A 24,702-nucleotide genomic window follows, 5' to 3' on the forward strand; every position below is an offset into this window, starting at 1 on the left:
TAGCGCTAATAACAAGGAACATAACATCGATAAGGTCGTGTTTTTGGTTGATGTCCGAGCGAGTATCTTCTACAACAGATAAGTGTTCAATAAGGTTCAAAATGACTGTGCTGCTGAGGGTTTGGCACAATTAGATCATATTTGTTAACAAAGTGCGATCCCGCCCTGATTCACTCCATATAGCACATAACACCTTTCGTTTGATGGGTTCGGCCCTACAAATGCGATTATCACCGCCATCATCATTTGCCTTATCTTTCCATTCATCAAGTTAATAGAGAAAAGCACCATGAACTCAATGCCACATGAACTCGTGTGGGGCGAAGTCTACTTCCCACCCTTGTTGCTGGTTATCACATTGGCTTATATGCTCACCATTTTGGTTGGAACCGTTGCGACAAAACTGGGGTTCCATAAATACGTTGCATTTCCTGCACTCGCTGAGCTGAGCCTAACTGTGATTTTTACTGGCGTTATTGGTCAATTCATTACCATCTTTTGAGGCAAATCCCGTGATTAAACGTTATCTCATCACTCTGTTATTACTGTGTTCCGCTGGCACTGTTATTTTCAGCTACTACCAATCATACACAAACAACCCTTGGACGAGAGATGGTCAGGTCAGCGCGCACATCGTTTCGATAACACCCCGTGTAACAGGACAAGTCATTAACGTGTATGTCGAAGACAACTCGCAAGTGAAGCAAGGTGATTTACTGTTTGAGATCGACCCTAGCATCTATAAAGCGGCATACCACAAAGCGTTGGCGACTCAAAAGCAAGCTGTGGCTCTGTTAGCAAAAGCAAATAACGAAGAAAAGCGCGCACTCGAGCTAGAAAAACGCACGCCAGGCGCTGTTCCGGTACTGACATTGAATAACCTAAACAATGCGGTAGAAACGGCGGTCGCCAACGTAGAACTCGCGAAAGCCAATATTGAAGAAGCGAAGTTGAACCTCGATTACACCAAAATTTATGCGCCAACCAACGGTTACATCACTAATTTGAACTTACGAGTAGGCTCTCAAGTTGTGGCCAACTCTCCGATTGTTGCTTTAATAGATGAAGACAGTTTCTGGGTAGAAGGTTACTTCAAAGAGACAGATCTGGTTGGCGTCAATCCTGAAGACACCGCTTATGTAACTTTGATGATGCACAGCGATGTGCAACTGAAAGGTGAAATCAAAAGTATTGGCTACGGTATTGCGAAGCAAGATGGCAGCACAGGCAACGACCTCCTGCCTAATGTCAATCCGAACTTCCAGTGGATTCGTTTAGCTCAACGTATTCCCATCAAAGTAAAACTGGATGAACTGCCAGACGATCTACAGCTTCGTGTGGGTATGACCGCTTCCATTAAAATCATTAAGTAATTAGGTGATTGTTATGTTCAACACCTCAACCAAAGAAGCGATCAAAGCTGCGCTATCCATTGTTGTCGCAATCTCCCTTGCCTTCTGGTTTCAATGGGAGAAACCTTATTGGGCAGCCATCGCTGTCGGGGTAATGGCGTTGAATGAAAGCTTCGCTCACTCGATAAACAAAGGCCATAACAGGTTGCGTGGAACCCTATTGGGCACCGGTTATGCCTTTTTCCTAATCGCAATGTTCTCTCAAGACCGTTTTTTGTTTCTCACCTTTTTCACTTTGTTTCTAGGTGTGTGCATTTATATGTCGAGTGACAAAAAATATGGTGATGTGTTTACCGTCGGTTTTTCAGTGTGTTCGATCATCGCCTGTATGGGGGGATTTGATAACCAAGCAACATTCCACTTCGCTGTACTGCGCATGCAGGAAACCATTCTTGGCGTAATCTCCTTCTCTGTGGTGTACCGTTTAGTATGGCCAATTAACACCGAACAGAACTTCATTCACCGCTTTGAGGCAAGCCGTGAGATTTTGCTTAACGCCATGAAAACGCCCAACCAAATTGATATCAAAGCACTGGAAACCAACACCGCTAACATAGAGAAATTGTTCCAACTGCTCAGCTTACCACTTACTGGTGCCTACTACTTGAAAGAGCATCGTCAATTATGGCGCCTACGCTTAAGTGAAATGGCTCAGATCCAAGAGAGACTGCTTGAACAAGTGGAAAAACAGCAACGAAGTAAGATCGATTGGCCAACTCTTGCTCAGCAACTTCAATGCTTTGATATGGCCAAGCCTAGTACGTCCTTAATCGGTCAAGTACCTTTTGTGGTAAAGACAGATAAAGACTCCATGTGGCATCATGATCACCGTACTTTCATACAGCATTGGCATGAAGATGGCAGAAAGGTACTGCAAGGTATCTCCATGTTCATCACGTCATTATTGATTTGGATTTATCTTCCGGTTCCCGGCGGGTTCATATTCCCGATGATGGCTGGCATATTCTCGTCACTCGTCCCTACCATGCCACCAAGCATTATTAAGGATGCTTTTTTTGGTGTAATAGGTACTGGCACAGTGATTCTTCTGCAATACATTTTCTTAATGCCAATGATGACCGAGCTATGGCAACTTGGACTGTTCTACTTCATCAACATCATCGTAATTTGGAAAATTTTTGCGACACCAAAGCTGATGGTGCACAGAATTTTAGGCGTTAATTTACTGGTTGTTTTGACATCGGGTGCACTCAACTTAACCCCTGTATATCGTATCGAAACACCTTTGCTGATGCTGGTAAACATTCTGATCATTTTGATGATTGCCAAGGTATTTACTGATCTGTTCCGTGCTCGCGTTATCGCCTAACTATCGTCTCTGTTTTTAACACTAAAGCCCTGCATTGCTTCTGCTCTGCGGGGCGTTTTGTTTTTTCGCTGGGCTCGATTCCTACCTCACCCATAAAGCGAGGATACTATCCATCAAAAGCGATTAACGGGATTTCTCTGCTCCTCATAAAATCCTCTCATTGATTAACGAAATGCAATTAAAAACACTGCATTCACAATGTCAATCACAGCAAACGCATCTATCTAACTGAACAAGATGTTCAGTGACACATTAACTGTCTGAGTCTCAAAGGTTTGAGGCTATTCAGAGTGGAAATCGTCATGAGTTTTTTTGAAATACGCGCTAGCAAGACATCTTCTCTTACTGTGCTAGCGAGCGCACTAATGCTTACTACCCCCACTTTTAGCTTCGCCGCAGAAGAGACAACTTATCGTGAAGTTATGGAACAAGGTCGCGAGCTATTCGACAAATACGGTATCAGCCGTGATCTACCGAAACTGGCCATCAGTTCTCTAGCACAAGGTGAACACTTGGTTGAGCATGTTCACCGAACCGTTCAAATCGGCAACGAGGCACGTGACTCTTCGGTGTTTCTTGTAAAGAACACGGACAGCAAGGGCAATATCGATCTACGCATCAAATACAACCCTAAGGAGCTCGATAAGAACGAAAAAGTGCTCGATGAAATCGAAGCCTTCACGCGTACAGAATATCGTCTACGCAACTACGCAGAGAGCTTTGATCCTTCATCGGTACGAGCAAAAGAAGATAAAAACGGCAATGTCATTGTCAGCTTCAACTACTCGAAATACGGCCTTCCGCAAGATATCGCCTATTTTCGTTTCTTAAGCGTTGATATCCAAATCGTCAACGGCGAACCAAAGCGCATGGTCATTACCAACGATAAGCCATTCACACACCACATATACAACGTGGATACGTACCACCAAGAGATCCGCTTTCAAAAGCTGGATTCTGGCAAGCTTGTGATTGCGAGCAAACACACTGAAATCGTTGGCTCAAGCAAAAAGAAACCGCTCAAAGTGGTCAGCACTCTTAAGCCTGTTGCCATCTATGAGGATGACATTGGTGTGCAAGTGTTGGATGAGAAACACTTGAATGAAGTTTCTGACCCACGCATGCAAGAAACAGGTGTAAAGCTTGACCGCACTTTCCCGTTAATGGGCGATATAGTACGCCGTCAAGGTATCGATTTGCCTCTGCCGTTTGGCGTGTCGATGGCTTACCGTAACCAGAATATGAACATCCCTTTTAACGATTTCGTTATTGATGGCGTACGTTTGAACGACCTATTCGATCCAGAAGACACTGTTGGTATTGTAAACGCAGAAAGTTTCAGTATTCGTGGTGACGTTAACATTCTTCCCTTTTGGAATGTTTTTGGTTATGTCGGCAAAATCAATGTCGATGCCAATGTGGATGCAGCTTACACAGGCGAAGGAGGCCAATACCTCAAAGACAAGCTCAATGACCGTCTACCAGGCTTGGGGGATAAGTTCTGCGATGGATTGTCTGCTCTATGTAATCGCGGACGAGTCAATGTGCCGATTCATCTTGAGTACGACTTGCGCGGTGTGGGTACAACGTTATCAGTTGGTTACAGAGAGTTTTTTGCTTCCGTTACCGGCACGTACTCTCAAACACGTTTAAAGGGCTTAGACGACTGGGGTGACGGCATTTATACCGTTCAACCAATGCTTGGCTATCAGTTAGTGGATTACCGGACTCAGTTCTTTGTGGGTGCTGAATACCAAGGTTTGGACTCTCGTATGGATGGCCGAGTAAAAACCGGTGATATCGAGTTCGATTACGACATCGGTGTCGAGCTTGACGAGTGGGCATTCCTGGCAGGTTTCAATAAGCAAATAGGTAAGAACTACAACTTGACCATGCTTTACAACAAAGGCGAAACACGTGACTCACTGACCTTGAACTTGGGTTATCGCTTCTAATCACACAAAGAAATAGCACACAAAGAAACAACACACATTGGTAGGCCATTGGATGGTAGGACTGAATCCTACAAAGGCGATTATTGAATTTGTCATCAATGCCCTACCATTTGAGCCATCAATACAGCAAGCCATCCAATCATTCACGGATTAATACCAAAGCGTTAGGACGTCGCTTGTTCGATGCCGTTTAACATTTTCGGTGCACGCACCAAATGACTTTTTGGACATAACAATGACTTTACTCAATCGCTCAACTTTAGCTATTACTATCACTCTTGCCTTAGCTGCCTGTGGTGATGATTCAAGTAAACCAAGCGTTCCTTACAATCCACAGCCGTTGCAACCGTCACCACCAGAGCAAATCTCTTTGGAAATTGGCGATGCGACCATTCAAGCCACCAAAGAGTCTCTTGTCATCACGCCTCTTGATTCAGGTGAAAAACTGGCAGCAGTAGAAGCGTTCAAAGGTATCCAGTTTGCGCAAGCAGACCGCTTTCAACACAGTATTGTCGCACCGCTTGAAGGCAACATTGATGCAACTCAGTTCGGTGATGCGTGTCCGCAGTTAAAAACCACGGCCCAAACGCAATCAGAAGATTGCTTGAACCTGAACATTTGGCGACCAGCCGGGACAGAAGCGTACGCTGATTTACCGGTTTACGTCTTTATTCACGGTGGAGACTTTGAACACGGCGCGGGCTCAGAACCTCTCATTCATGGTGATATGGTTGTTGCACAAGGTGCAGACGATGGTAACCCGTTTATTGCTGTTACTTTTAACTATCGTTTGGGCTTGTTGGGCAGTGTTTGGGTCGATGGTTTGGACAACCCAGAAGGTGGTAACTTTGGTCTAGGCGATCAAAAACACGCGCTTGAATGGGTTCAGCAAAACATAGCGGCATTTGGCGGTAATCCGCAAAACGTGACACTTATGGGTCAAGGGGCAGGTGCAATGTCGGTAGGTATTTTGCAGCAATCAAAAGGCGATGCTGCAATCGCTGGTGAGCACTTTCAACGTGCCATCATGCAAAGCAACGCTTACGGCTTTGAGTACAAAAGTTACGATGTTGCCAAGAGCCAACGACCAGAGCAAAGCGTTGAAGATCTTGCATTAGTACCACTTGATGAGGTCATGAAAGTTCAGAGCGACATGCTTGACCCTATTCAACGCCTTAAGAACTGGGTACTGACCGCTGCGAATATTCCGGTTATAAGTCCAACACGAGACAACAGCCCATTAGCCACGTTGATGCCATTTGCTCCTTACATCGAGCACCGCCCACCGGCGTTTCTAGTGAAAGAAGTACCAGGCCATCACTTTATTGAACAAGCCATTGAGAGTGATTGGATCGTACCGACTGTAATTGGCTCAAACAGTGCAGAAAGCAATACTCTGGGCATGCTGCCGAGCCTGACTTTTTTGATCCCTACTATCCTTGAAATCTTGAGCCAAGAAGCGCCAGAAATCATTGAAAGTGGCGATGAGACCTTAATTGTCGAATCCATGGTGGAGTGGCTAGAATCGGAAACAAATCTGAATCGCTTGCGCGCGGAATATCGTTCACTACTCAGCGATTCGGCATCGGTTGAACTCGATCTTTCTGACTTATTGGAACTGCTGCCGAGTACAGCATATGAGGCGATGACTAAGTTGTTCTTCGGTTTGGGGAACTCTGATTCGACCACTGAGTTACTTGCTCTGGCTGACTTCTTCCCCAACGATGAACGCGAACTGAATGGTGCGGCCAAAAACATGCAGCAATTCAAAACTGTGTTGCATGATTTGCTCTTCACGGGTCCAAATCGTCATAAGGTCTCACGTGAAGAAGCAACAGGAGCGACACCAAGCTTCTACTACTTTGACTACACACCTGGATTCAACGTATGGACTTACAACACCAAAGGTGAAAATGGCGATCTCGATGTTGGCGATTTACTTAAGAGCATCAGTTGTATTGTGGCCGCTTGCAATGCATCGGAACTACCATTTGTATTTAACAAAGCATTTAAGCTTGATGGCTCAAGTGTTCGACCAAGCAGCAAAGACAAAGCGATGATGAACAAACTCTCTCGCGTGTGGTTTAGCGAACGTCTATTTGAGGACTTCCAATACAACACCGCGACTGACCGAGTATTGCTGATCGATAACGATGGCGGTATTCAATCCACACAAGACTGGGACAATGCTCATCACTCAGGCATCGATCCGAAACTGCGCAAAGGCCGCCTCAACGGTCTCGAGGAACTTGGGCTGATTCTTAGTCACATGTAACGTCATCCTCAGTCACTAAAAACTCATTACCGAATGTCTAAAAGCCAGTTCGCTGGCTTTTTTCATCCTTATTCCTTGAACATAATTAGGAAGGTTTACTCATGTTTCCTAACGCCCTTCGTGCTCTGCTGATCTTTACCTTCAGCACGCTATTGGTCGGCTGTGCCCAGCCTTACCCTGAAGTTGAACCGGATTTTGAAGCCAATTGGCAAACTACTCAGCATCAAGCCGATGTTTACTTAATTCCTACCGCTCCAGAAGCCTTTGCTCGTCGCGTTGAACTGGTTAGAAATGCTCAACAAAGCATCGATATGACCTACTTTTCTTGGGAAAGTGATACGCTTGGCTTGATGCTACTCAATGAGCTCAAACATGCAGCGGATCGAGGCGTGCAAGTTCGACTCACTCTCGATGATTTATTGGTGTTTAATGAGAAATGGCTTGCTGATCTCAGCGCTCACAACAACATTCAAATCCGTTTATTCAATCCGTTTGATTCACGTAAGTCAGGCTGGATTGGGCGCGCCATCAACTTCTCTACTCATCAACAACGTTTGGACAATCGTCTACACGAGAAGTATTTCAACGTCGACCATCAATGGATGATTCTAGGTGGACGCAACATTGGCAACGACTATTTTGGTTACAGCCGCAAAGCCAACTTCTTTGATATGGATGTGTTGTTTAAAGGCAGCATCATTCAAGCGTTCGATCAAAACTACCAACAGCTTTGGCACAGCAAGCATGTCACACCAATAGAAAATATCGTTAAAGTAAACCCAAACTATTCCGCGTTTGCCAAAGCAGTCAATAAAGAGGAGATAGACAGAAACATCATTCTGGCTGAAGTTGAAAAACAGGTTAAACAACTGACCAGCCCCAATTTCATCACTGCGCAAGTCACCCCTGTTTTCGATTCATTAAAAAAGTTAGAGAACAACAAGCCTTACTTTAGAAAGCGGGCAGAGCGCCAAGTTTGGCAACAAATAACTACAGCGAACAAAGCGGTGATTTCAACCCCTTACGTGGTACCAAGCAACCATGAGTTTACCTTTATTGATACCTTAATGGAGCAAAAAACGGACATCACTTTAATAACGAACTCCTCTGCTTCTAATGATTCTGGGTTTATTCCGGCTTATTACGAGGAACATCGTCAAACGTTGTTGGATAAAGGCGTAAATATACTGGAGTACAAAAAACAAGCGAAAAATGACGACCACTACTTCCATGCGGATACTTATTATCACAACAAGACCGTGATACTCGATGATCGGCTGACTTATATAGGCTCATCAAACTTCGACCCGAGATCGGACTTCCTCAATGTGGAATTTGGTGTGTTGATCCAAAGCGAAACCTTTGCAGAACATGTCATGCACTACTTAACTCGACAACAAGATGAACTGTTTTGGCGAGTATCTCGAGATGAACAAGGCCAAACTCAGTGGCAATCAATGAATGAAACCCATACTAAGAATCCAAACTATGGTGGATGGCACAAAGCGCCTAACTGGATATTCAAGCAACTGAATGGTGAGTTCGAACTCTGAGCCATCAAACATAAAAAAGGCTCTCTATCTACATGGATGAGAGCCTTTTTTATGCCCGCTAAAACTGCGTGCCTAGTGAGAAGTGAACGCGGAATTGGTCTCCTTGAGGAGCATCTAAACCGTAAGCAAAATCCACTTTAACGGGCACGTATTTTGAGTTCCATATCAAACTCAACCCTGTTCCACTTTTCCAATCTACGCTATCGTTGAAGGCATCACCAACATCGTAAAATGCACCAAGCCATAGTTGGTGGTAGACCTGATATTGATATTCCAAACCAGCAGTAAACATGTAACGGGCACCCGTTAAATCGCCATTTTCATCTCTCGGAGAGATTGACTCATAACCATAACCACGAAGGTTGCCATCACCGCCCGCAAAGAAGCGTAATGATGAGGGGATATCGCTCAGAGCGTCAGCGACATTGATACCGACATTCGAACGAAAGTGAAACTTATGTTTTTCGCTGATATCCCAAGACAGCACACTGTTGCCTTCAATACGCAGCAAACGAGAATCCGAGAAAAAGTTCGGATCCGAGTATTCCAATGAGTAAACGTGACGGTGTTTTATTTCTAATTGATCATTCTTGCGATCAAGCAATGAAAACGTTACTCCCGGCAATAGCATCTGTGAGTCGTTATTTTCCGACGCTTGTTGATAACGCTCTTGCAAATAACGAACGTGCATAGTGCTTTGCCAATCACTGTCTAGCTGCCAATGCTTTTCAAACGACAAATCATTGGAAAAACTCGACGTATCACGATAGTCGACATGTTTAGATTCAAACTGAATACCGTAGTAATCCGTCAGGACATTTTGGGTCGGAATTTTGTAACCAAGCAATAGCGACTGTTCCGCTTTTGACGCGTACGCCTGTGTCTCAAAGCTATGTCCTCGCGTGTTGTACCATGGTTTGGTCCAATTCAACGAAGCGCGTAATCCCAAGTCTGTCGAATATCCACCACCGACTTGCACGATATTTCGTGCGTTTGGCTCTGCAATCACTTCTATCGGCACCTCAAGGTTATTGGATATCCCATCAAAATCCGCTTTCACAATTACACTACGAAACCAATTGGTCTCAGAGAGATTTGCTTGATATTGGTTCAGTTTCAAGGTGTCGAAATCGTCACCCCGCTCAAACGTTCGCATTATTTCTATTCGAGCTGGCTCAATACCCGACGTTGGTACCGATAACGAACCAAACTGGTAACGAGAACCACTCGAGAAATGTAGGTTCACATTTGCTTGATTCATGCTCGGGATGACTTCCAAAGACGATTCGATAAAGCGCCCATCCAAGTAACCTTTTTTCTGGGCTAATGAAGTCAAGTTTCGTTTTAGCGTATCATACTCAGAATGCAGTAGCGGCTGCCCTTGTTTAAGCTGGGCTTGATTGACTAACCCGAGGAAATCTTCATCGTTTGAGGCTTCACCAGACACGACGATATTAGATTTTGCTACCAACACGACCTCACCAAGCTCCACATCTAATACAATGAGATCGTTCGGCTCTCTCTGAACACTGAGCTTAGAATGGTAGTAGCCATAAGGGTTCAATGCTGACCTAACCAACTTACTGAGCTGACTTACGGGAATGTCATTGGCTGAAGTATTCGCTAACGGCATGAGGTGATATTCCAGATTCCGCTCAAGCGGTTTGGATAAACCTTGAATAGTAAATTCGGCAGCCAATACGTCCCCAAACGGTATGAAGACGAATACAGAAATTCCAACGAGTTTTTGAACGAGAGAAGCCACAAATCTGCCTTAGTGGGTTTGACACCCAACTAGGCTAATCGCACTCAAGAAAGTACGTTAATCGTGTATGTAGGATGAGTTCCTACAACTGTAGAAGTAATAATGTCTTGTGCCGATAGTAGTGGCGCAAGAAGACACTACGACGATGCAGTTTAGATTAAATACCATTTTGCCCTTCGTCACCGTCTATAATGGATGAGCACATTTGGCCATTTAGCTCGACTTTTAAAGCGTAAGGAAGAGTAATCTACAACGCACAATTTGATATCAAGTTCGATCCGACTCTAGCAAAGTTGGGGGGAAAAATACCTCAGAAAAACCATCCCCAAGCTCCCAAATAAAACAAAAGCCAGCGAGTGCTGGCTTTGTATTAGTTCCCGAAAAAGTAGTGATAACTGAGTGCTTAGTCGATCAGCGAGCGTACGTACTCGGCGATTTCTGGCACTTGGCAGTTTGCGAAGAAGCACTCTTGGAACTGTGCACCGCCAACCGCTGTTTTCACCAACTCTTGGTCAATTGCGCGTAGGCCTTCAACCACATCTTTCGCAACCGCTGCTTTTACGTTGTTTAGGATCGCCGCATTCGCTTGCTGTGGTGCCGCACGCTCGATTGGGTAGCCTTCACCACGGTTACCAGTGAATGCTTTTTCGAAGATGTAACGGACATTAAGCTCGCCTGCCCAGCCAAAACCTTTGGCAAACGCGAGAGAAATCGCATTGCCGTTGTTGATTTGGTTGAACAAAAACGCATCTGACGGCTCTAGGCAGTAGCCACACACCACACCTGGGTGCAGGTTGCTCGACATCATTGCACCTTGACCAGTACCACAACCCGTGACCACAAAGTCTACCGCTTTTGAGTTCAGTAGAATGCTTGCCATGATGCCTAGGTGGATGTAAGTCAGATGGTGGTCATTTTCATCTTTCATGCCAACGTTGAACACGTCGTGGCCTAGGCCACCCGCTACGCTGTTTAACTCTGCTGCAACCATCGCGTTTTTCGGTGCTTGGCTGTTTTCCATCATTAGTGCAATTTTCATCGGTTACTCCTGCGGTTAAGCCGCAATTCAAAAATAAATCTTAAACGAAATCTTTACGCATAGGGGTGAAGGTATCAATCAGTACACCCGCTTTCAGACAAACACAGCCATGTTCGATGTTTGGCTCTTTGTACATAGTATCGCCTGTTTTGACGATTTTTTTCTCATCGCCAATGGTGAACTCAAATTCACCTGACAGCACGTAAGTCAGTTGCTCGTGAGGATGTGAGTGCATGGCACCAATCGCACCCGTTTCAAAATGCACTTCGACTGACATCATGTTGTCGCTGTGTGCCAGCACTTTGCGCGAAATGCCTTGGCCAAGATCTTCCAGCGCGATGTCGTGATTCAATACAAACATGGTTCACCTATTAGCCTGTTTTTTGGGTCACCGGCAATAATGGTTGCCGATAGAGCCGATAAATCGTGATGAGGTTCATTATGATGACCGTCATCTCTAGTAAGGTACCGCCGATAGAGCCCACCAATATGTTGTTGATTAACCAGCAGGTTGCCCCTGCTAGAAAGCCAATCCGCATGCGGATGCCACTCAATACGAACAGTGAATATGTACCAATTACCGTCCCAACAATTGGCCATAGTTCCCACCAGTGCTCAGCCATTCCTAGGCCGCTAACGATACCGATAAGAATAAAAATGGCTGCCACCCATTTGGAAGAGGTGAAGATCGATGTTGTGGTTCGTAACGCAGAAAGCAGTGCGCTGAGCGCCGAAAGCATCGATCCAAGCAGCAAAAAATGGAGAAGATGATTGAGATTGAACACCAGCATTAGGATTTTCAAATGCCTGTCATTTTTCTGGTAAAAGGTGGAGATTCCCAAACCAAAACTGAGAAACCCTAACGCTTGTGCCAAATCAATCTCAGCCATCATCTTCTCACAATTGGATTAGCGTGATAGCCAGCCGCCATCTACCGCAACGGTGTAACCGTTAATGTAGTCAGACGCTTTTGATGCTAGGAACACACATGGGCCAGCCAAATCTTCTGGCGTGCCCCAGCGGTTTGCAGGAATACGCTCTAGGATTTCTTGGTTGCGTTGCTCATCGGCTCGCAGTGCCGCGGTGTTGTTGGTTGCCATGTAGCCCGGTGCAATCGCGTTCACATTGATGCCGTGTTTTGCCCACTCGTTTGCCATAAGGCGAGTCACACCCATCACACCACTCTTAGACGCAGTGTATGAAGGAACACGGATACCGCCTTGGAAAGAAAGCATGGATGCGATGTTGATGATCTTGCCGCCTTCGCCTTGCGCAATAAATTGTTTCGCCACCGCTTGAGACATAAAGAACACCGATTTGATGTTGATGTTCATGACGTCATCCCAATCTTGCTCAGAGAACTCGATCGCGTCGTTGCGGCGAATGATGCCTGCGTTGTTCACCAAAATGTCGATGCGGCCAAGCTCAGTCACTGCGCGATCAACAATTGAAGGAATATCATCTAGTTTCATTAGGTTAGCGCGGATATCGACGAACTTACGTCCTGTTGCTTGGATTTTTTCCATGGTTTCTGTTGGTTCACTGATGTTTACACCAACGATATCGCAACCTGCCTTTGCTAAACCCAGCGCCATGCCTTGACCTAAACCGGTATCACACCCCGTGACGACTGCTACTTTGCCTTGCAAGCTAAATGAATCAAGAATCATGTAATGCATCCTCTAGAATACTGAAAGAAGTGAACCGACGTTCTGGTTGTTGTTCACTGTGGTAGGGCAAACATAACAGTAAAACGGCAACCCTTGCAAATATTTTTGAAAAGACGTTTCAAAAATATAGATAGAGATCGAATTTTAATAAAACGAACTAAGTGAGCGGTTTCAAAATTATGAAAAGGTATTTTAAAAATAGTGGTGATACAGAAAATCAACGATATAATGGCAAAAAATACAACTAAAGAAGGGAAAACAATGGAAAAGTCGACACAGCCAGAAGCTGTTTCGTCAGTGATGAAGGTGTTCCACATCCTTCAAGCACTGGGTGAGCAGAAAGCGATTGGCGTATCAGAATTGTCGCAACGTCTTATGATGTCTAAGGCAACCACTTACCGCTTTTTACAAACCATGAAGTCACTTGGGTATGTTTCTCAAGAAGGCGAAGCGGATAAGTATTCACTCACGTTAAAAGTGTTTGAGCTGGGTGCTCGCTCACTGGAATACGTTGATCTGATTGAATTGGCCGACAAAGAAATGCGCCAAATCTCTCAACTGACCAATGAAGCGCTTCACTTGGGAGCACTCGATGACAATGCCATTATTTATATCCATAAGATAGATTCCGGTTACAACCTGCGCATGCAATCGCGCATTGGCCGTCGCAACCCTCTTTACAGTACTGCCATTGGCAAAGTGTTACTTTCCGAACGTGAAGAGAGCTTTATCCGTGAATCTCTTGCCGATGTTGAGTTCATCAAACACACAGAAAAAACACTAGAAAACACGGAACAAGTGCTTGAAGAACTGGCGAAAGTGCGTGAGCAACATTTCGCTGAAGATAACGAAGAGCAAGAACCGGGTTTACGTTGTATCGCGGCTCCGATTTATGATCGTTTTGGTCATATCATTGCGGCGGTGTCGATTTCATTCCCAACCATCCGTTTTGATGAAGAGCGCAAAGATTACTATGTGGGTCTGCTTCATCAAGCGGGTAAAAACGTTTCTGAGCAGCTTGGCTACCACAGCTACCCTGCTTAATGATTGACGAGCAGCCCTCGGGCTGCTTTTTTTGGGCGCAACATTAAATGATGAAACGCCGTTTTAATTTAGAGGTGAGCGATGGGCACATCCGTTACTCCAAACATTGTTGATTTCCTAATCCGCATTGATCCGTTTGATAAGTTACCCAAGGCTTTGGTTGAGTCCCTAGCCAATTCAGTACAGATCAAATATCTGGTGAAAGGTGAAACCATCAGTTTTAGCTCACTTTGCGAAAGGCGTTATCTCTACATCATTCGCACGGGTGCGATTGAACAGCGCACGCCAACGGGTGAACTTCGTGCTCGGCTTGGCCACGAGGATCAGTTTGGTTTTACCTTCCTCGCCCCTCTCGATAGTGCCGAAAACGGTTATCAAGCCGAAGCCATTGAAGATGCCCTGCTTTACTTGATCCCACATCATGAACTGAAGAAAGTGTGCGACTCGCATCCTGAGTTTGCCGATTACTTCGCGGCGCAAGCTAACCTGCGCTTGAGTTCAGCGGTCAACTTCGTCTGTCAGAAAGAAGAAAAAGGGCTGTTTTTCCGCACGGTTGGTGAGATCGCGAGCGAAAACATTGCCATTGTCAGCGTGACGGATTCCATCCGTGATGTCGCGCGCACCATGTGTGGCAAACAGCGCAGTTCTTGTGCGGTGGTGATGGATGGCAATGACATTGTCGGTTTGGTGACCGATCGCGATATGACAGCTTTCGTCGTTGCACTAGAGCGAGATGTCAGCGACAGCATTGAAACGGTCATGACCCTCAACCCCGTGCTGATTGAAAGTGATGCCAAAGTGATCCAAGCGATCTCCCTCATGCTGCAATACAACATTCGCTGCTTACCCGTGGTGAACAATGGCAAGGTGTCGGGCTTACTCACCACAACACATTTGGTACACAACCACCGCACCCAATCGCTGTTTTTGATTGAGAAAATCAAATACGCCAGCTCGATCAACGCGTTAGCGGCGTTAAAAGAAGAGCGCCAAACCATTTTCCAAGCATTGGTCGAAAGCGGCGTCAGCGCAGAGATCCAAGGCAAAGTGATGTCGATGATCATGGATGCCTTTACCCGTCGTCTCATTCAACTCAACGAAGAGGTACTTGGCCCTCCCCCATGCGATTACGCTTGGATGGTGGCAGGATCGCACGCGCGCAACGAAGTACACATGCTCTCAGATCAAGACAGTGCGATCGTCCTTTCCGACGACGCAACCGAAGAACACAAGCTCTACTTTACCCATTTGGCGATGCGCGTGTGTAATGGGCTCGCTGCGTGTGGCTATCCGCTCTGCGATGGCAAATACATGGCGGCGTCTCCCAAATGGTGCCAGCCTGTCTCACGTTGGAAAGAGTATTACCAAAAGTGGGTGGCGAGCCCGGAATACAACAAACTGCTCTCCATCAGCGTGTTCTTAGAAGTTCGCTCAATTCACGGCAGCCGTGAATTGGTAGAGCAGATCCAACAGCATCTGCACCATTGTATTCAGCAAAGTCCGAGTTTTATTCCTGTTTTGGTGCGCGATGCGATCGACACTCAACCGCCATTGGGCATTTTTAACCATTTGGTGCTGGAAAAAGGCGGCCAAAACAGCAACACGTTAAACATCAAGAAATACGCACTTAATCTCATCATCGATCTGGCGCGTATTTTCAGCTTGGCCGCAGGTGGTTCCCTAACCGGCACCGAAGAGCGGTTCCGTTTTGCGGTCGAACACGGCACCCTATCGAAAGGCAGTTGCGACAACATCATTGGCGCTTATCGTTTCATTACTCAGGTCCGTTTTCGTCACCAGTTGAATGCCATTTTGGCAGGAAAAACACCCGACAATCATATCTCTCCGGATGAGATCAGCAGCTTTGAGCGCAAACACCTCAAAGATGCCTTTAAGATCATCAGCGAATTGCAAGATGTCGCTAAACTGAAGTTTGTTAAAGGCTAGATGATGATAAAGAAATGGTTCAAGCGCTGGGACACCATGCCCAGCCAAGAACAGATACGCCAACAGATCGTCGTTGAGTCGGCGTGGCCCGAAGCACTGCAAAACTACCTGAATACGCCGCTCATTGCTGAAGTGACGCCGCTTCATCAAGTCTCGTTTCTTGCTTTGGATTTTGAAACCACTGGGCTTGACGCAAAACGCGATAAAATACTGTCCATCGGCATGGTGGATTTGACGCTCGAAGGCATTAACCTCTCAAGCGCAGAAGAGATCCTGCTCAACCATGGCGCGTACATTAAAGCCGAATCTGCGCGCATTAATGGCTTAACGCCACAGGCGCTGGAGCAAGGTTGCTCGCTAGAGCAAGGGATGATGCGTTTATTTGAACGTGCGCAAGGCAAAGTTCTGCTCGCGCACAGCGCAATCATTGAACAAGGTTTTCTCCAAGCCTTTGCTCAACAACATTTTCAGCTTGCCAAATTGCCTTGCCACTTCGTGGATACACTGCAAATTGAAAAGCGCTTTAGCTACGCAGGGAAAAGCGGCCAACGCAGCAGTTTTCAACTTGATGATTTACGTCGTTGTTATCACTTACCCGATTACCATTCTCATTCTGCCGCCAGTGATGCCCTGGCTTGTGCGGAGTTGTTTATGGTGCAAAGCAAAAAACTCGATCTGAATGAACAACGGCAGTTAAACACAGTCTTAATTAAATAATAGTACCTAAATATTTGATCGCTGTTATTAATCCCTCATTAAATATGCAACCAATAGAACAATTAACCAACACATATCCACGTTTGTTTAAAATAGTCACTCAACCTAAAAAGTGTAAGAATATATTTAATAATAGCCATACCGATTTAAATATCTCCAACAAATTGATAGTCAGATGAATATTCTTATTAATCCCTAACAATAAGAAGTTTACAAACTCATCCAGAAAAAATTAAATTTCACTTAAAAACAACAACTTAAATAAACAAAATCTTGTGGCACATATGAAACACCACCAATAAACATGATGTACACATCATGTTTTTTTAGTGTAAAAACACATGCATACATTTGGTTTTATATTCTATTTTACTAAAAACGTGCACTGGCTCGACTTAATTAACTTCGTTCAATCAATGAAAAACAAATAATGATTCACGTCAAAAATAAATCACCTTCCACCTCTAATAATAAATCAATCAAAAAGGATTTATTATGGAGTTACCATGAGCCAACACGAATCATCTAGCTATCAGTCTCGTCGTCGCAAGGCGAACGAGTTTTCAACTCGATCGGAATACTTAGAGCATGAGCTGAATATTCTTTCTTTCAAAAAATGGCGTGTACACTTACCTTTCCGTGACTTCGGTATTGAGATCGAAGACTGGGTACCTGCCATTGCCGCGACTATTGGTAAAGTGGTGATGGTCACCGCAATGGTGGCCGCTTTCGCCGCCCAGTTTGGCCTTTCACCTGAATTTGTTGCTGAAAACGTACGCTATGAGTTGATCATCGCAGGTCTTTTGTTTGTTATCTTTTTTTCCGCGATTTTAAACCCTAGAGCCAACTTAGCCGGCACGCACGGGCCCATGATTCCATTGATTCCACTTGTTGCCGCAGCGGGTGGACACCCACTCGCTCTAGGCATCATGGTTGGCGTGTTTGGTTTGATCCTCAGCGCCACCAAAGGCGGCTCAAAACTGGTTCGCTTAACCGGTGAAGGGGTTCGCGGTGGATTGCTAATCTACTTGGGCGCGGTGGGGCTGATTAGCCAACTGAGCAGCTTTGAAAACTGGTCTATCGCTTCGGGTATGGAATCCGTTTCGTTTGTGGTGATCTCTACGACTATCGTGATCTACGCCTATTTGGCAAAAATTGAAAAACGCTGGTTGGCGATCCCGCTGTGTTCGTTAATTGCTGGCGTGGTTTCCTACTTAATGGGCGTGCCTTTTGAGTTCACCACAGAGCCTGGCTTACCAAACATGAGCCCATTCTACTGGTGGGGCGAAGAGACAGGGTGGCAATTGGGCTGGCCTGAGTTTGAGCACTACATTGCGGTGATTCCTTTCGCGATTTTGGCGGTTGCCATGTGGTCACCCGATTTTCTTGGCCACCGCGTATTCCAAGAACTGAACTACCCAAAAACCGCCAAAGATGCACTGATGGATGTGGACGACACCATGACGGTTTGTTCTATTCGTCAGATCATCGGTGCTGGCCTTGGTGGCGGTAACCTCGCCTCTTCTTGGGGAACGTACATGATCCCTGCGGCGATTGCCAAACGCCCCATCCCAGGAGGTGCTCTGCTTACGGGTATTCTCTGTATCGTTGCTGCTGTGTTGGGCTATCCGATGGATCTGGCGATGTGGGAACCGGTACTGCGCGTTGCGCTGTTAGTGGGCGTATTCCTACCGCTACTGGAAGCGGGCATGCAGATGGTACGTAACGCTCGTAACTCGCAAAGTGCGGGGATTTGTATGTTTGCTTGTGCGCTGGTTAACCCCGTTTTCGGTTGGGCAATTACCATGCTGCTTGATAATACCGGCCTCATTGGCAACCGTGAACGCAGCGAAACCTTAAACCGTACTGACCGTTTAGGCATTCCACTCGCAACCGTATTGGTTTGTGTTGGCGCATTAGCGGCGGTGGGTCAATTACCGGGCATTCCTGCACTTCTTTAATGCTTGTTTTGCCGAAAGATCCGCTCAAAGGGCGGATCTTTTTTTTTTGAATGCTCACTCAAATTAGCTAAACTGATCCGCCATTAGTTTGATTCAATGGACTTATTCTCTCTTGCTTCCTATGCTGCGTGAACACATATCCCGTCACGCAATACAAGGAAAGATCATGGCCGGCATAACCGATTTACAGCGCTTACTTCAATCAATGTCCCCGAAATTGATTGAGGGCGAATATGTTTTTTGCACCGTCGACGGCCCACTTAAGGACTATCTACACCTTAACCCCATCGCCACATTTCGTGAGCAAGAAGGGCTCACTTTGGTGCTCGAAGCTCAGCAAGCCGAACAAGCAGGGTTGACTACCGATAGCCGTTTTTGTTTGATTACCCTCACCGTCCATTCAAGCTTAGAAGCCGTCGGGCTAACCGCCGCTTTTGCCAGCAAGTTAGCCAGTTATGGCATTAGCGCCAACGTGATTGCTGGTTATTATCACGATCATATTTTTGTACCAAAAGGAAAAGCTCACGAGGCAATGAGCGCACTCACTGAGTTGACTGCGTAGAAAAATTCGCCAAAGCCCCCGCTTTGAAAAAACCGTTGCGATAATGTTAGAGTATAAAAAACGGTTATTCAGGATAAGGATATATGAAGACACCCACCCCAAAGCTTTCATTACGCATATTGAAAAAAAGTGATTACGATCAAGTGGCCAGTTTAATGGATTTGGTTTTTCACGACGTCGGCGGCGCTTGGCCAAGAATGACCATAATGGATCTCATTCATCAATTCCCTGATGGACAAATCTGCATAGAGGATTCCGGTAAAATCATTGCGGCAGCGCTCACCATCAAAGTGGATTATAACCGCTTCTCTCTCCCCCATGTCTATACCGATATCATCAATGAAAACAACGTAATACAACACAAATCAAATGGCGATGCCTTGTATGGCCTCGACGTATTTGTTCACCCGGATTATCGCGGGCTACGTTTAGGTCGAAGACTGTATGAAGCGCGAAAAGAGCTGTGTCGAAGCAATAACCTCAAAGCCATCTTGGCAGGTGGTCGAATTCCCGGATACAAGCCATACGGTGGAAAACTGCCTGTGGCAGAGTACATAGAAAAAGTCTCACGCAAAGAGCTTCATGACCCAATTCTCTCATTTCAGCTCTCAAACGATTTCGATGTGAAGCGCATCATGCGCCATTATCTTCCCGAAGATGACAGCTCACACGGTTACGCAACGTTACTGGAATGGGACAACTTCTTTTATGAAGAAGACGTCTATTCCGTTCATGACATCGAGAAAACGATTGTTCGTATCGGCATTGTGCAGTGGCAAATGCGCATGGTGAACGATTTGGAAGACTTGTTGGATCAGGCGGAGTTTTTTATTGATTCGCTGTCAAAATACAAAGCGGATTTCGCACTCTTTCCGGAGTTCTTTAACGCGCCTTTAATGGGATTGGCAGAAGATCAAAACTCTGTTGAAGCGATTCGCTTCCTCGCCTCGTTCTCTGAGCGTGTCAAACTGACCATGTCTCAACTTGCCGTGACCTACAACATTAATATCATCGCAGGCAGCATGCCTGTTTTAGAAAACGGCCAGCTTTACAACATTTCTTACTTGCTTCGTCGTGATGGCACGGTCGAGTCCCAGCATAAAATCCACATTACCCCGCATGAACAACGAGATTGGGTTATCGATGGCGGCGACAAAGTTTCTGTGTTTGACACCGATGCGGGACGTATTGGGATTTTGATTTGTTACGACAGTGAGTTTCCAGAGCTCGGACGTATGCTGGCTGAACAAGGCGTGCAGATCATTTTTGTTCCGTTCTGGACGGATACCAAAAATGGTTATCAACGTGTGAGAATTTGCTCCCAAGCGCGCGCGATTGAAAATGAATGTTATGTCGCCATTGGTGGTAGTGTTGGCAACCTGCCTAGGGTCGATAACGTCGATATCCAATACGCTCAATCGGCAGTGTTCTCACCTTCAGACGTGTTCTTCCCACACGACGCCACCATTGCAGAAGCAAGCCCAAATACGGAAATGATCATCTTTGCCGATGTAGATTTGGATAAACTCAAGCAACTGAACATGGAAGGCTCAGTGACCAACTTACGTCATCGACGAATGGATCTTTATGGTGGATTTACTCTTAAAAAAGAATAGATACGAACCAAGCCATTGACACTTATTATGAACACTCTTTTTTATTGGTGCTTTAGCATAAATAGGTTATAAAAACGCTCAACAAACCAATGAGTAACAGCTTGATGAATCAGTGGACTAATTTTGAACAGTGGAGTCAGTACATTCCTTCTGACTCCTTCCTCTTTAAACTCCTTATGGCGCTGGTGCTGCTCGCCGCGTATCAGGTTGTCAAAAAAATCACCAACCGTGCGGTGGCCAATTTAGCCCTCTCAAAGGGTGTGAATAAGGCAAGGCAAAGCTTTATTCAACGGGCGTTTAACACCGCGTTACTCTTCCTGTTCGCCTCGATTTTTTCGGTGATCGCGGGAATCGGATACGGTGATGTGTCGCTGTTCCTCTCTTCTATCTTTGCGGTCTTAGGGGTCGCCTTCATTGCTCAGTGGTCAATTCTTAGCAATGTCACCGCCAGTTTTTTGATCTTTTTCGTCTTCCCTTACAAAGTGGGCGATCGAATCAAAGTGGTGGACAAAGATGAAGACATAAGCGGGGAAATTCTCGATATCAGCATGTTCCATGTGCTGATCAAGCACGATAATGGCCATGTGATCACCTACCCCAATAACTTGATGTTGCAAAAAGCGGTGCTTAAGTTAGGGCAAAAACAGCCACAAAGCGCCAAATCAACCGCTCGTCTTTACACCAGAACCAAGAAAAAATAGCACTGCGCGTTGCCATTATCCCAACAACAAAGCCCTGTTCTCTTGCAGACGACTTGTCCTGCGAAGAATAGGGCTTTTTCATTGTGCGAGTTGGGGAGTTAAGTCACGAAAAGCTCAAACAGTGTGCTTGAGCATCGTGGTCATTCGCGGCGTTGTATCACGAAACCCCTACGGCAAGGCTTGTGCGTCAAACGTGGCAGGCACGATACGAGAACCATTGTTTTCAACAATTTCCATAATGCCTAAATGAAGCTCCTGCGCCGCCACTTGATAGACAGGTAAGCTCTTGCTGCCAATGTAGGCAAACACGTTAATCTCTAAACCATGGGCACCGAATCCTCTAAAGGTCACGCGCAGCGGTTTTTTATCTACTTTTTCGTGATTTTCCAGCAGCGCTTTGATCTCTTCGATGATCTTTTTTAACTGTGCCGTGGTGGTGCTGTAATCCAAACGAATGTCTGTTTTAAAACGGATTTTTTCTCGTTCGGAAATGTTCTCAATTTCCATCTCAGCCAACTTGGCATTGGGCACATGGATCACGGTGCGGTCAATCGTTCGCACACGAGTACAGCGCAGGCCAATCTCTTCTACCGTGCCACGAATACTGCCAAAACTGCAGAAGTTACCTACTTTAACGGGAGCGGCAGAATAGAGCGTCATGGTACCGATGAAGTTCTCCAATGACTGCTTCGACGCCAACGCTAAAGCAACACCACCAACCCCCATCCCCGCTAACAACGCAGTTGCGTTAAAACCGTGATACTCCATCCAAGCAAGCACAGCAAACACGAGTACGATAATGCGAAAGAAAGTAAGAAATGGCCTCACCATCGCGGCACTTTGCTTATTGCCTTTGCCAATCAAACGCTCACGCATCGCATACTGCAATAAACCGATGAGCGCCCACCCTAACCACAAGCTGGAAATGAAAAACAGGTAACCGTTATCAATAAAGTCTCGTGCCGTTACGGTAAGCGTCGTGTTGGAGAGCAATGAGTGATCCAGCCCCAACGCCAAGAAAAAAAGCAGTGGGCCAGAAAAAAGATTGGCTAAATCCTCTTTCATCTTCATTTTGCTGCGCCGGACCAACCAACTCACCAAAAGAGCGAATGGGGTAATCACTAAGAATGAAGCAACAAGATAGGAAAGCAGTAACGCGATCTCCCACAAATTAAGTTTGAAAACATATCCACGTGGCACGTTCTCAATGAACCACTCGCTGAGTGGCCCATAACCCAGTTCTTCATAAAGTTTGGGTACCATCGACACCGTGGCATTGGAGATTTTCCAAATTTTTCCTAGGCTTTTACTCGGTACTTGCTGCAACAACAAGGTAATATCGGCATCCTTGATGGTGATGATACCAAACGAGTCTCGATATTCCGGGAGAAAATCCTCTTGTGCACCAGCGGGCGTGTCATTGATCTCTTGCAAATTAATCCAAACGTTACGCTCAATAATCGCGTGCAGCTGACGGGCGTACTCTTCGGCTTGATTTGGATTCAAATGAGAGGGCAAATAGCGCATATCAAGATATTTCGCCGCCTTGGCATAATTTTGCGCATACGCAGATTCCAAAAAGCCATTCAACGCGCCGCGAGGCGTGTCGCGTTGTAAGCTGTCTTTATACTGATAGGGCAACGAGAGCTCCGCATCACTGGCGGTGGTCGCACTGACATTTTGCTCTTCTGTCATGCCAAGTAATAAGCTACTGGGAATCGCCACTGCGATTGGGGAAAAAAAACAGAGACAAAGCAATGCTGCTTTAAGCGCATTTAAAACCATTTCACGTCCATTTGGGTTAGCAATCACCACTGAATTTTATCGTCCTATTCCACCTTCTGACCAGAAATAGTTAACATTGTGAATGAGTTGATGCGTTATATGGGATGAGCCAAATCTCTACTTTTCTATCCAACGTTCATTTAAAAACCATCCACCTCATCATCGCTCAGTTCCTTTGCGATCTTGCTTTCTGCCTTCCCTTACGACACAGATAAAGATTTTTCTCTCCCTGAGATTCTCTAGTTACATCCTCTCTGTTCGCTGCTATGATTCGGCCCATATAGTCGGGGAGCCATGAGGCTGAGATCGCAGCGCGAGACCCGTAGAACCTGATTCAGTTAATACTGACGTAGGGAACTATTGTGAAGCGGGGGCGTTTTCGTCCATGCTCTATCATCTAAACCGTGATAAACACAGTTCCTGTACGTCTTGTCATAGGATGCAAGATGATACTGACTTCTCTCAATCGACCTTCCATTCCCACCGTTTTAACCATTGCAGGCTCAGATAGCAGTGGAGGAGCTGGCATTCAAGCCGATATCAAGGCCATTTCCGCGACTGGCGGTTATGCGTGCTCTGTGATCACCGCTATTACCGCTCAAAATACTCAAGGGGTCACCGCTGTATTCCCTATTCCTGAACAACATATTGCTGCACAACTTGATGCGGTGTTTTCAGATTTAAATGTCCAAGCCGTAAAAATCGGTATGCTGGCAGATAGCCAAATCATTCAACTTGTCGCAGACAAAATTCGTCACTATCGCCCTTCAAATGTCGTTCTTGATCCTGTGATGATATCCACCAGCGGGCACGCCTTACTCGAACCTAAAGCTGTATCAGCACTCAAGCAGGAACTCATTCCGTTGGCCGATATCATCACGCCAAACCTACCTGAGTATGTGGAACTGACTGGCCAACCTTTACCCAATAGTGAAACCGAAATGAGCGAAGGGATCTCTGAGTTAATGCATTTGGGCTGTCGCAATGTGTTGCTCAAAGGAGGGCATTTAGAATATGGGGAAAACAGCAGTGATCTCTTGATCACCCCTGACGTGTGTGAGTTTATTCGCAGTAAAAGACACGCGACTCGCAACACACACGGCACCGGATGCACACTTTCATCGGCCATCGCATCGTATCTGGCCCAAGGACATCGCCTGCACAAAGCGGTGTTTCTTGCGAAACAGTATATATCGCAAGCCATTTCACATGCTGACGAACTTTCTGTCGGCAAAGGAAGAGGGCCTGTTAACCACTTTTTTGCTGGGCACATGCATGTTCGTTGAATTATGAAAACTCATCTTTCTTTTATCCACATGATTTGACAGCAACTTGATATAGAGGAACGACCCCGTCGCCTATAATCAGCG

At 45.8% G+C, this 24,702-nt stretch carries 20 protein-coding genes and 1 riboswitch; of the genes, 14 read left to right on the forward strand and 6 right to left on the reverse strand.

Translation table 11 applies throughout. The features are described from left to right. Positions 1-289 precede the first annotated feature (289 nt). From FC652_RS17535 to FC652_RS17560, 6 genes are all read left to right on the forward strand, one after another. The gene (locus FC652_RS17535) at positions 290-502 is read left to right on the forward strand and encodes a DUF1656 domain-containing protein (RefSeq protein ID WP_017421515.1); all 213 of its coding nucleotides are present in this window, start codon (positions 290-292) and stop codon (positions 500-502) included. A 10-nt stretch (positions 503-512) separates the two neighbouring features. Continuing rightward, positions 513-1,373 carry an HlyD family secretion protein gene (locus FC652_RS17540; protein WP_017421514.1) on the forward strand — a complete coding sequence of 287 codons (861 nt, stop codon included), beginning with the start codon at positions 513-515 and terminating at the stop codon, positions 1,371-1,373. Positions 1,374-1,386: 13 nt separating this feature from the next. Next, the gene (locus FC652_RS17545) at positions 1,387-2,742 is read left to right on the forward strand and encodes an FUSC family protein (protein WP_038963363.1); all 1,356 of its coding nucleotides are present in this window, start codon (positions 1,387-1,389) and stop codon (positions 2,740-2,742) included. A 302-nt stretch (positions 2,743-3,044) separates the two neighbouring features. Beyond that, on the forward strand, positions 3,045-4,697 hold the full coding sequence (locus tag FC652_RS17550) for a hypothetical protein (protein ID WP_017421512.1): 1,653 nt from the start codon (positions 3,045-3,047) through the stop codon (positions 4,695-4,697). A gap of 235 nt (positions 4,698-4,932) precedes the next feature. Further along, positions 4,933-6,972 carry a carboxylesterase family protein gene (locus FC652_RS17555; protein WP_039467193.1) on the forward strand — a complete coding sequence of 680 codons (2,040 nt, stop codon included), beginning with the start codon at positions 4,933-4,935 and terminating at the stop codon, positions 6,970-6,972. Between the two features lie 101 nt (positions 6,973-7,073). Then, on the forward strand, positions 7,074-8,525 hold the full coding sequence (locus FC652_RS17560) for a phospholipase D family protein (protein WP_039448057.1): 1,452 nt from the start codon (positions 7,074-7,076) through the stop codon (positions 8,523-8,525). A gap of 58 nt (positions 8,526-8,583) precedes the next feature. Here FC652_RS17560 and FC652_RS17565 read toward each other — a convergent pair whose 3' ends face one another. The 5 genes from FC652_RS17565 to kduD all read right to left on the reverse strand — a co-directional run bounded on the left by FC652_RS17565 (position 8,584) and on the right by kduD (position 12,999). Next, positions 8,584-10,290 (reverse strand): autotransporter assembly complex family protein, encoded by a 1,707-nt coding sequence (locus FC652_RS17565; protein WP_038963365.1) that lies wholly within the window; start codon positions 10,288-10,290, stop codon positions 8,584-8,586. Between the two features lie 403 nt (positions 10,291-10,693). Next, positions 10,694-11,329, reverse strand: coding sequence for an RpiB/LacA/LacB family sugar-phosphate isomerase (locus FC652_RS17570; protein ID WP_011081821.1), 636 nt, complete (start codon positions 11,327-11,329; stop codon positions 10,694-10,696). A gap of 40 nt (positions 11,330-11,369) precedes the next feature. Then, positions 11,370-11,690, reverse strand: coding sequence for a cupin domain-containing protein (locus FC652_RS17575; RefSeq protein ID WP_017791213.1), 321 nt, complete (start codon positions 11,688-11,690; stop codon positions 11,370-11,372). Between the two features lie 10 nt (positions 11,691-11,700). After that, positions 11,701-12,222, reverse strand: coding sequence for a YgjV family protein (locus tag FC652_RS17580; RefSeq protein WP_039448050.1), 522 nt, complete (start codon positions 12,220-12,222; stop codon positions 11,701-11,703). A 15-nt stretch (positions 12,223-12,237) separates the two neighbouring features. Next, a complete protein-coding gene (gene kduD / locus FC652_RS17585) occupies positions 12,238-12,999 on the reverse strand; it encodes a 2-dehydro-3-deoxy-D-gluconate 5-dehydrogenase KduD (protein WP_011081824.1) in 762 nt (253 codons plus the stop codon). 261 nt (positions 13,000-13,260) lie between these two features. Here kduD and kdgR point away from each other — a divergent pair, with 261 nt between their 5' ends. From kdgR to FC652_RS17620, 7 genes are all read left to right on the forward strand, one after another. Next, a complete protein-coding gene (gene kdgR, locus FC652_RS17590; protein WP_038968212.1) occupies positions 13,261-14,043 on the forward strand; it encodes a DNA-binding transcriptional regulator KdgR in 783 nt (260 codons plus the stop codon). A gap of 81 nt (positions 14,044-14,124) precedes the next feature. Continuing rightward, the gene (locus tag FC652_RS17595; RefSeq protein WP_176299596.1) at positions 14,125-15,990 is read left to right on the forward strand and encodes a DUF294 nucleotidyltransferase-like domain-containing protein; all 1,866 of its coding nucleotides are present in this window, start codon (positions 14,125-14,127) and stop codon (positions 15,988-15,990) included. A gap of 3 nt (positions 15,991-15,993) precedes the next feature. After that, on the forward strand, positions 15,994-16,707 hold the full coding sequence (locus FC652_RS17600; protein ID WP_176299597.1) for an exonuclease domain-containing protein: 714 nt from the start codon (positions 15,994-15,996) through the stop codon (positions 16,705-16,707). A gap of 506 nt (positions 16,708-17,213) precedes the next feature. Further along, positions 17,214-18,668 (forward strand): DUF3360 family protein, encoded by a 1,455-nt coding sequence (locus FC652_RS17605; protein ID WP_176299598.1) that lies wholly within the window; start codon positions 17,214-17,216, stop codon positions 18,666-18,668. A 166-nt stretch (positions 18,669-18,834) separates the two neighbouring features. After that, a complete protein-coding gene (locus tag FC652_RS17610; protein WP_176299599.1) occupies positions 18,835-19,230 on the forward strand; it encodes an ACT domain-containing protein in 396 nt (131 codons plus the stop codon). Between the two features lie 83 nt (positions 19,231-19,313). Further along, positions 19,314-20,846, forward strand: coding sequence for a bifunctional GNAT family N-acetyltransferase/carbon-nitrogen hydrolase family protein (locus FC652_RS17615; protein WP_176299600.1), 1,533 nt, complete (start codon positions 19,314-19,316; stop codon positions 20,844-20,846). Between the two features lie 104 nt (positions 20,847-20,950). Further along, positions 20,951-21,547 (forward strand): mechanosensitive ion channel family protein, encoded by a 597-nt coding sequence (locus FC652_RS17620; protein WP_176299601.1) that lies wholly within the window; start codon positions 20,951-20,953, stop codon positions 21,545-21,547. Between the two features lie 168 nt (positions 21,548-21,715). On the opposite strand, the gene FC652_RS17625 is transcribed toward FC652_RS17620, so the two are convergent. Further along, the gene (locus FC652_RS17625; protein WP_176299602.1) at positions 21,716-23,332 is read right to left on the reverse strand and encodes a mechanosensitive ion channel family protein; all 1,617 of its coding nucleotides are present in this window, start codon (positions 23,330-23,332) and stop codon (positions 21,716-21,718) included. A 275-nt stretch (positions 23,333-23,607) separates the two neighbouring features. Continuing rightward, positions 23,608-23,705: riboswitch (TPP riboswitch) on the forward strand. Between the two features lie 73 nt (positions 23,706-23,778). Between FC652_RS17625 and thiD the strand changes: the two genes are divergently transcribed. After that, complete coding sequence (gene thiD / locus FC652_RS17630; RefSeq protein ID WP_176299603.1) at positions 23,779-24,618, forward strand: bifunctional hydroxymethylpyrimidine kinase/phosphomethylpyrimidine kinase; 840 nt, start codon at positions 23,779-23,781, stop codon at positions 24,616-24,618. Positions 24,619-24,702 lie beyond the last annotated feature (84 nt).

Origin of the sequence: Vibrio sp. 05-20-BW147 (assembly GCF_013369385.1) — a bacterium.
Taxonomy (GTDB): domain Bacteria; phylum Pseudomonadota; class Gammaproteobacteria; order Enterobacterales; family Vibrionaceae; genus Vibrio; species Vibrio floridensis.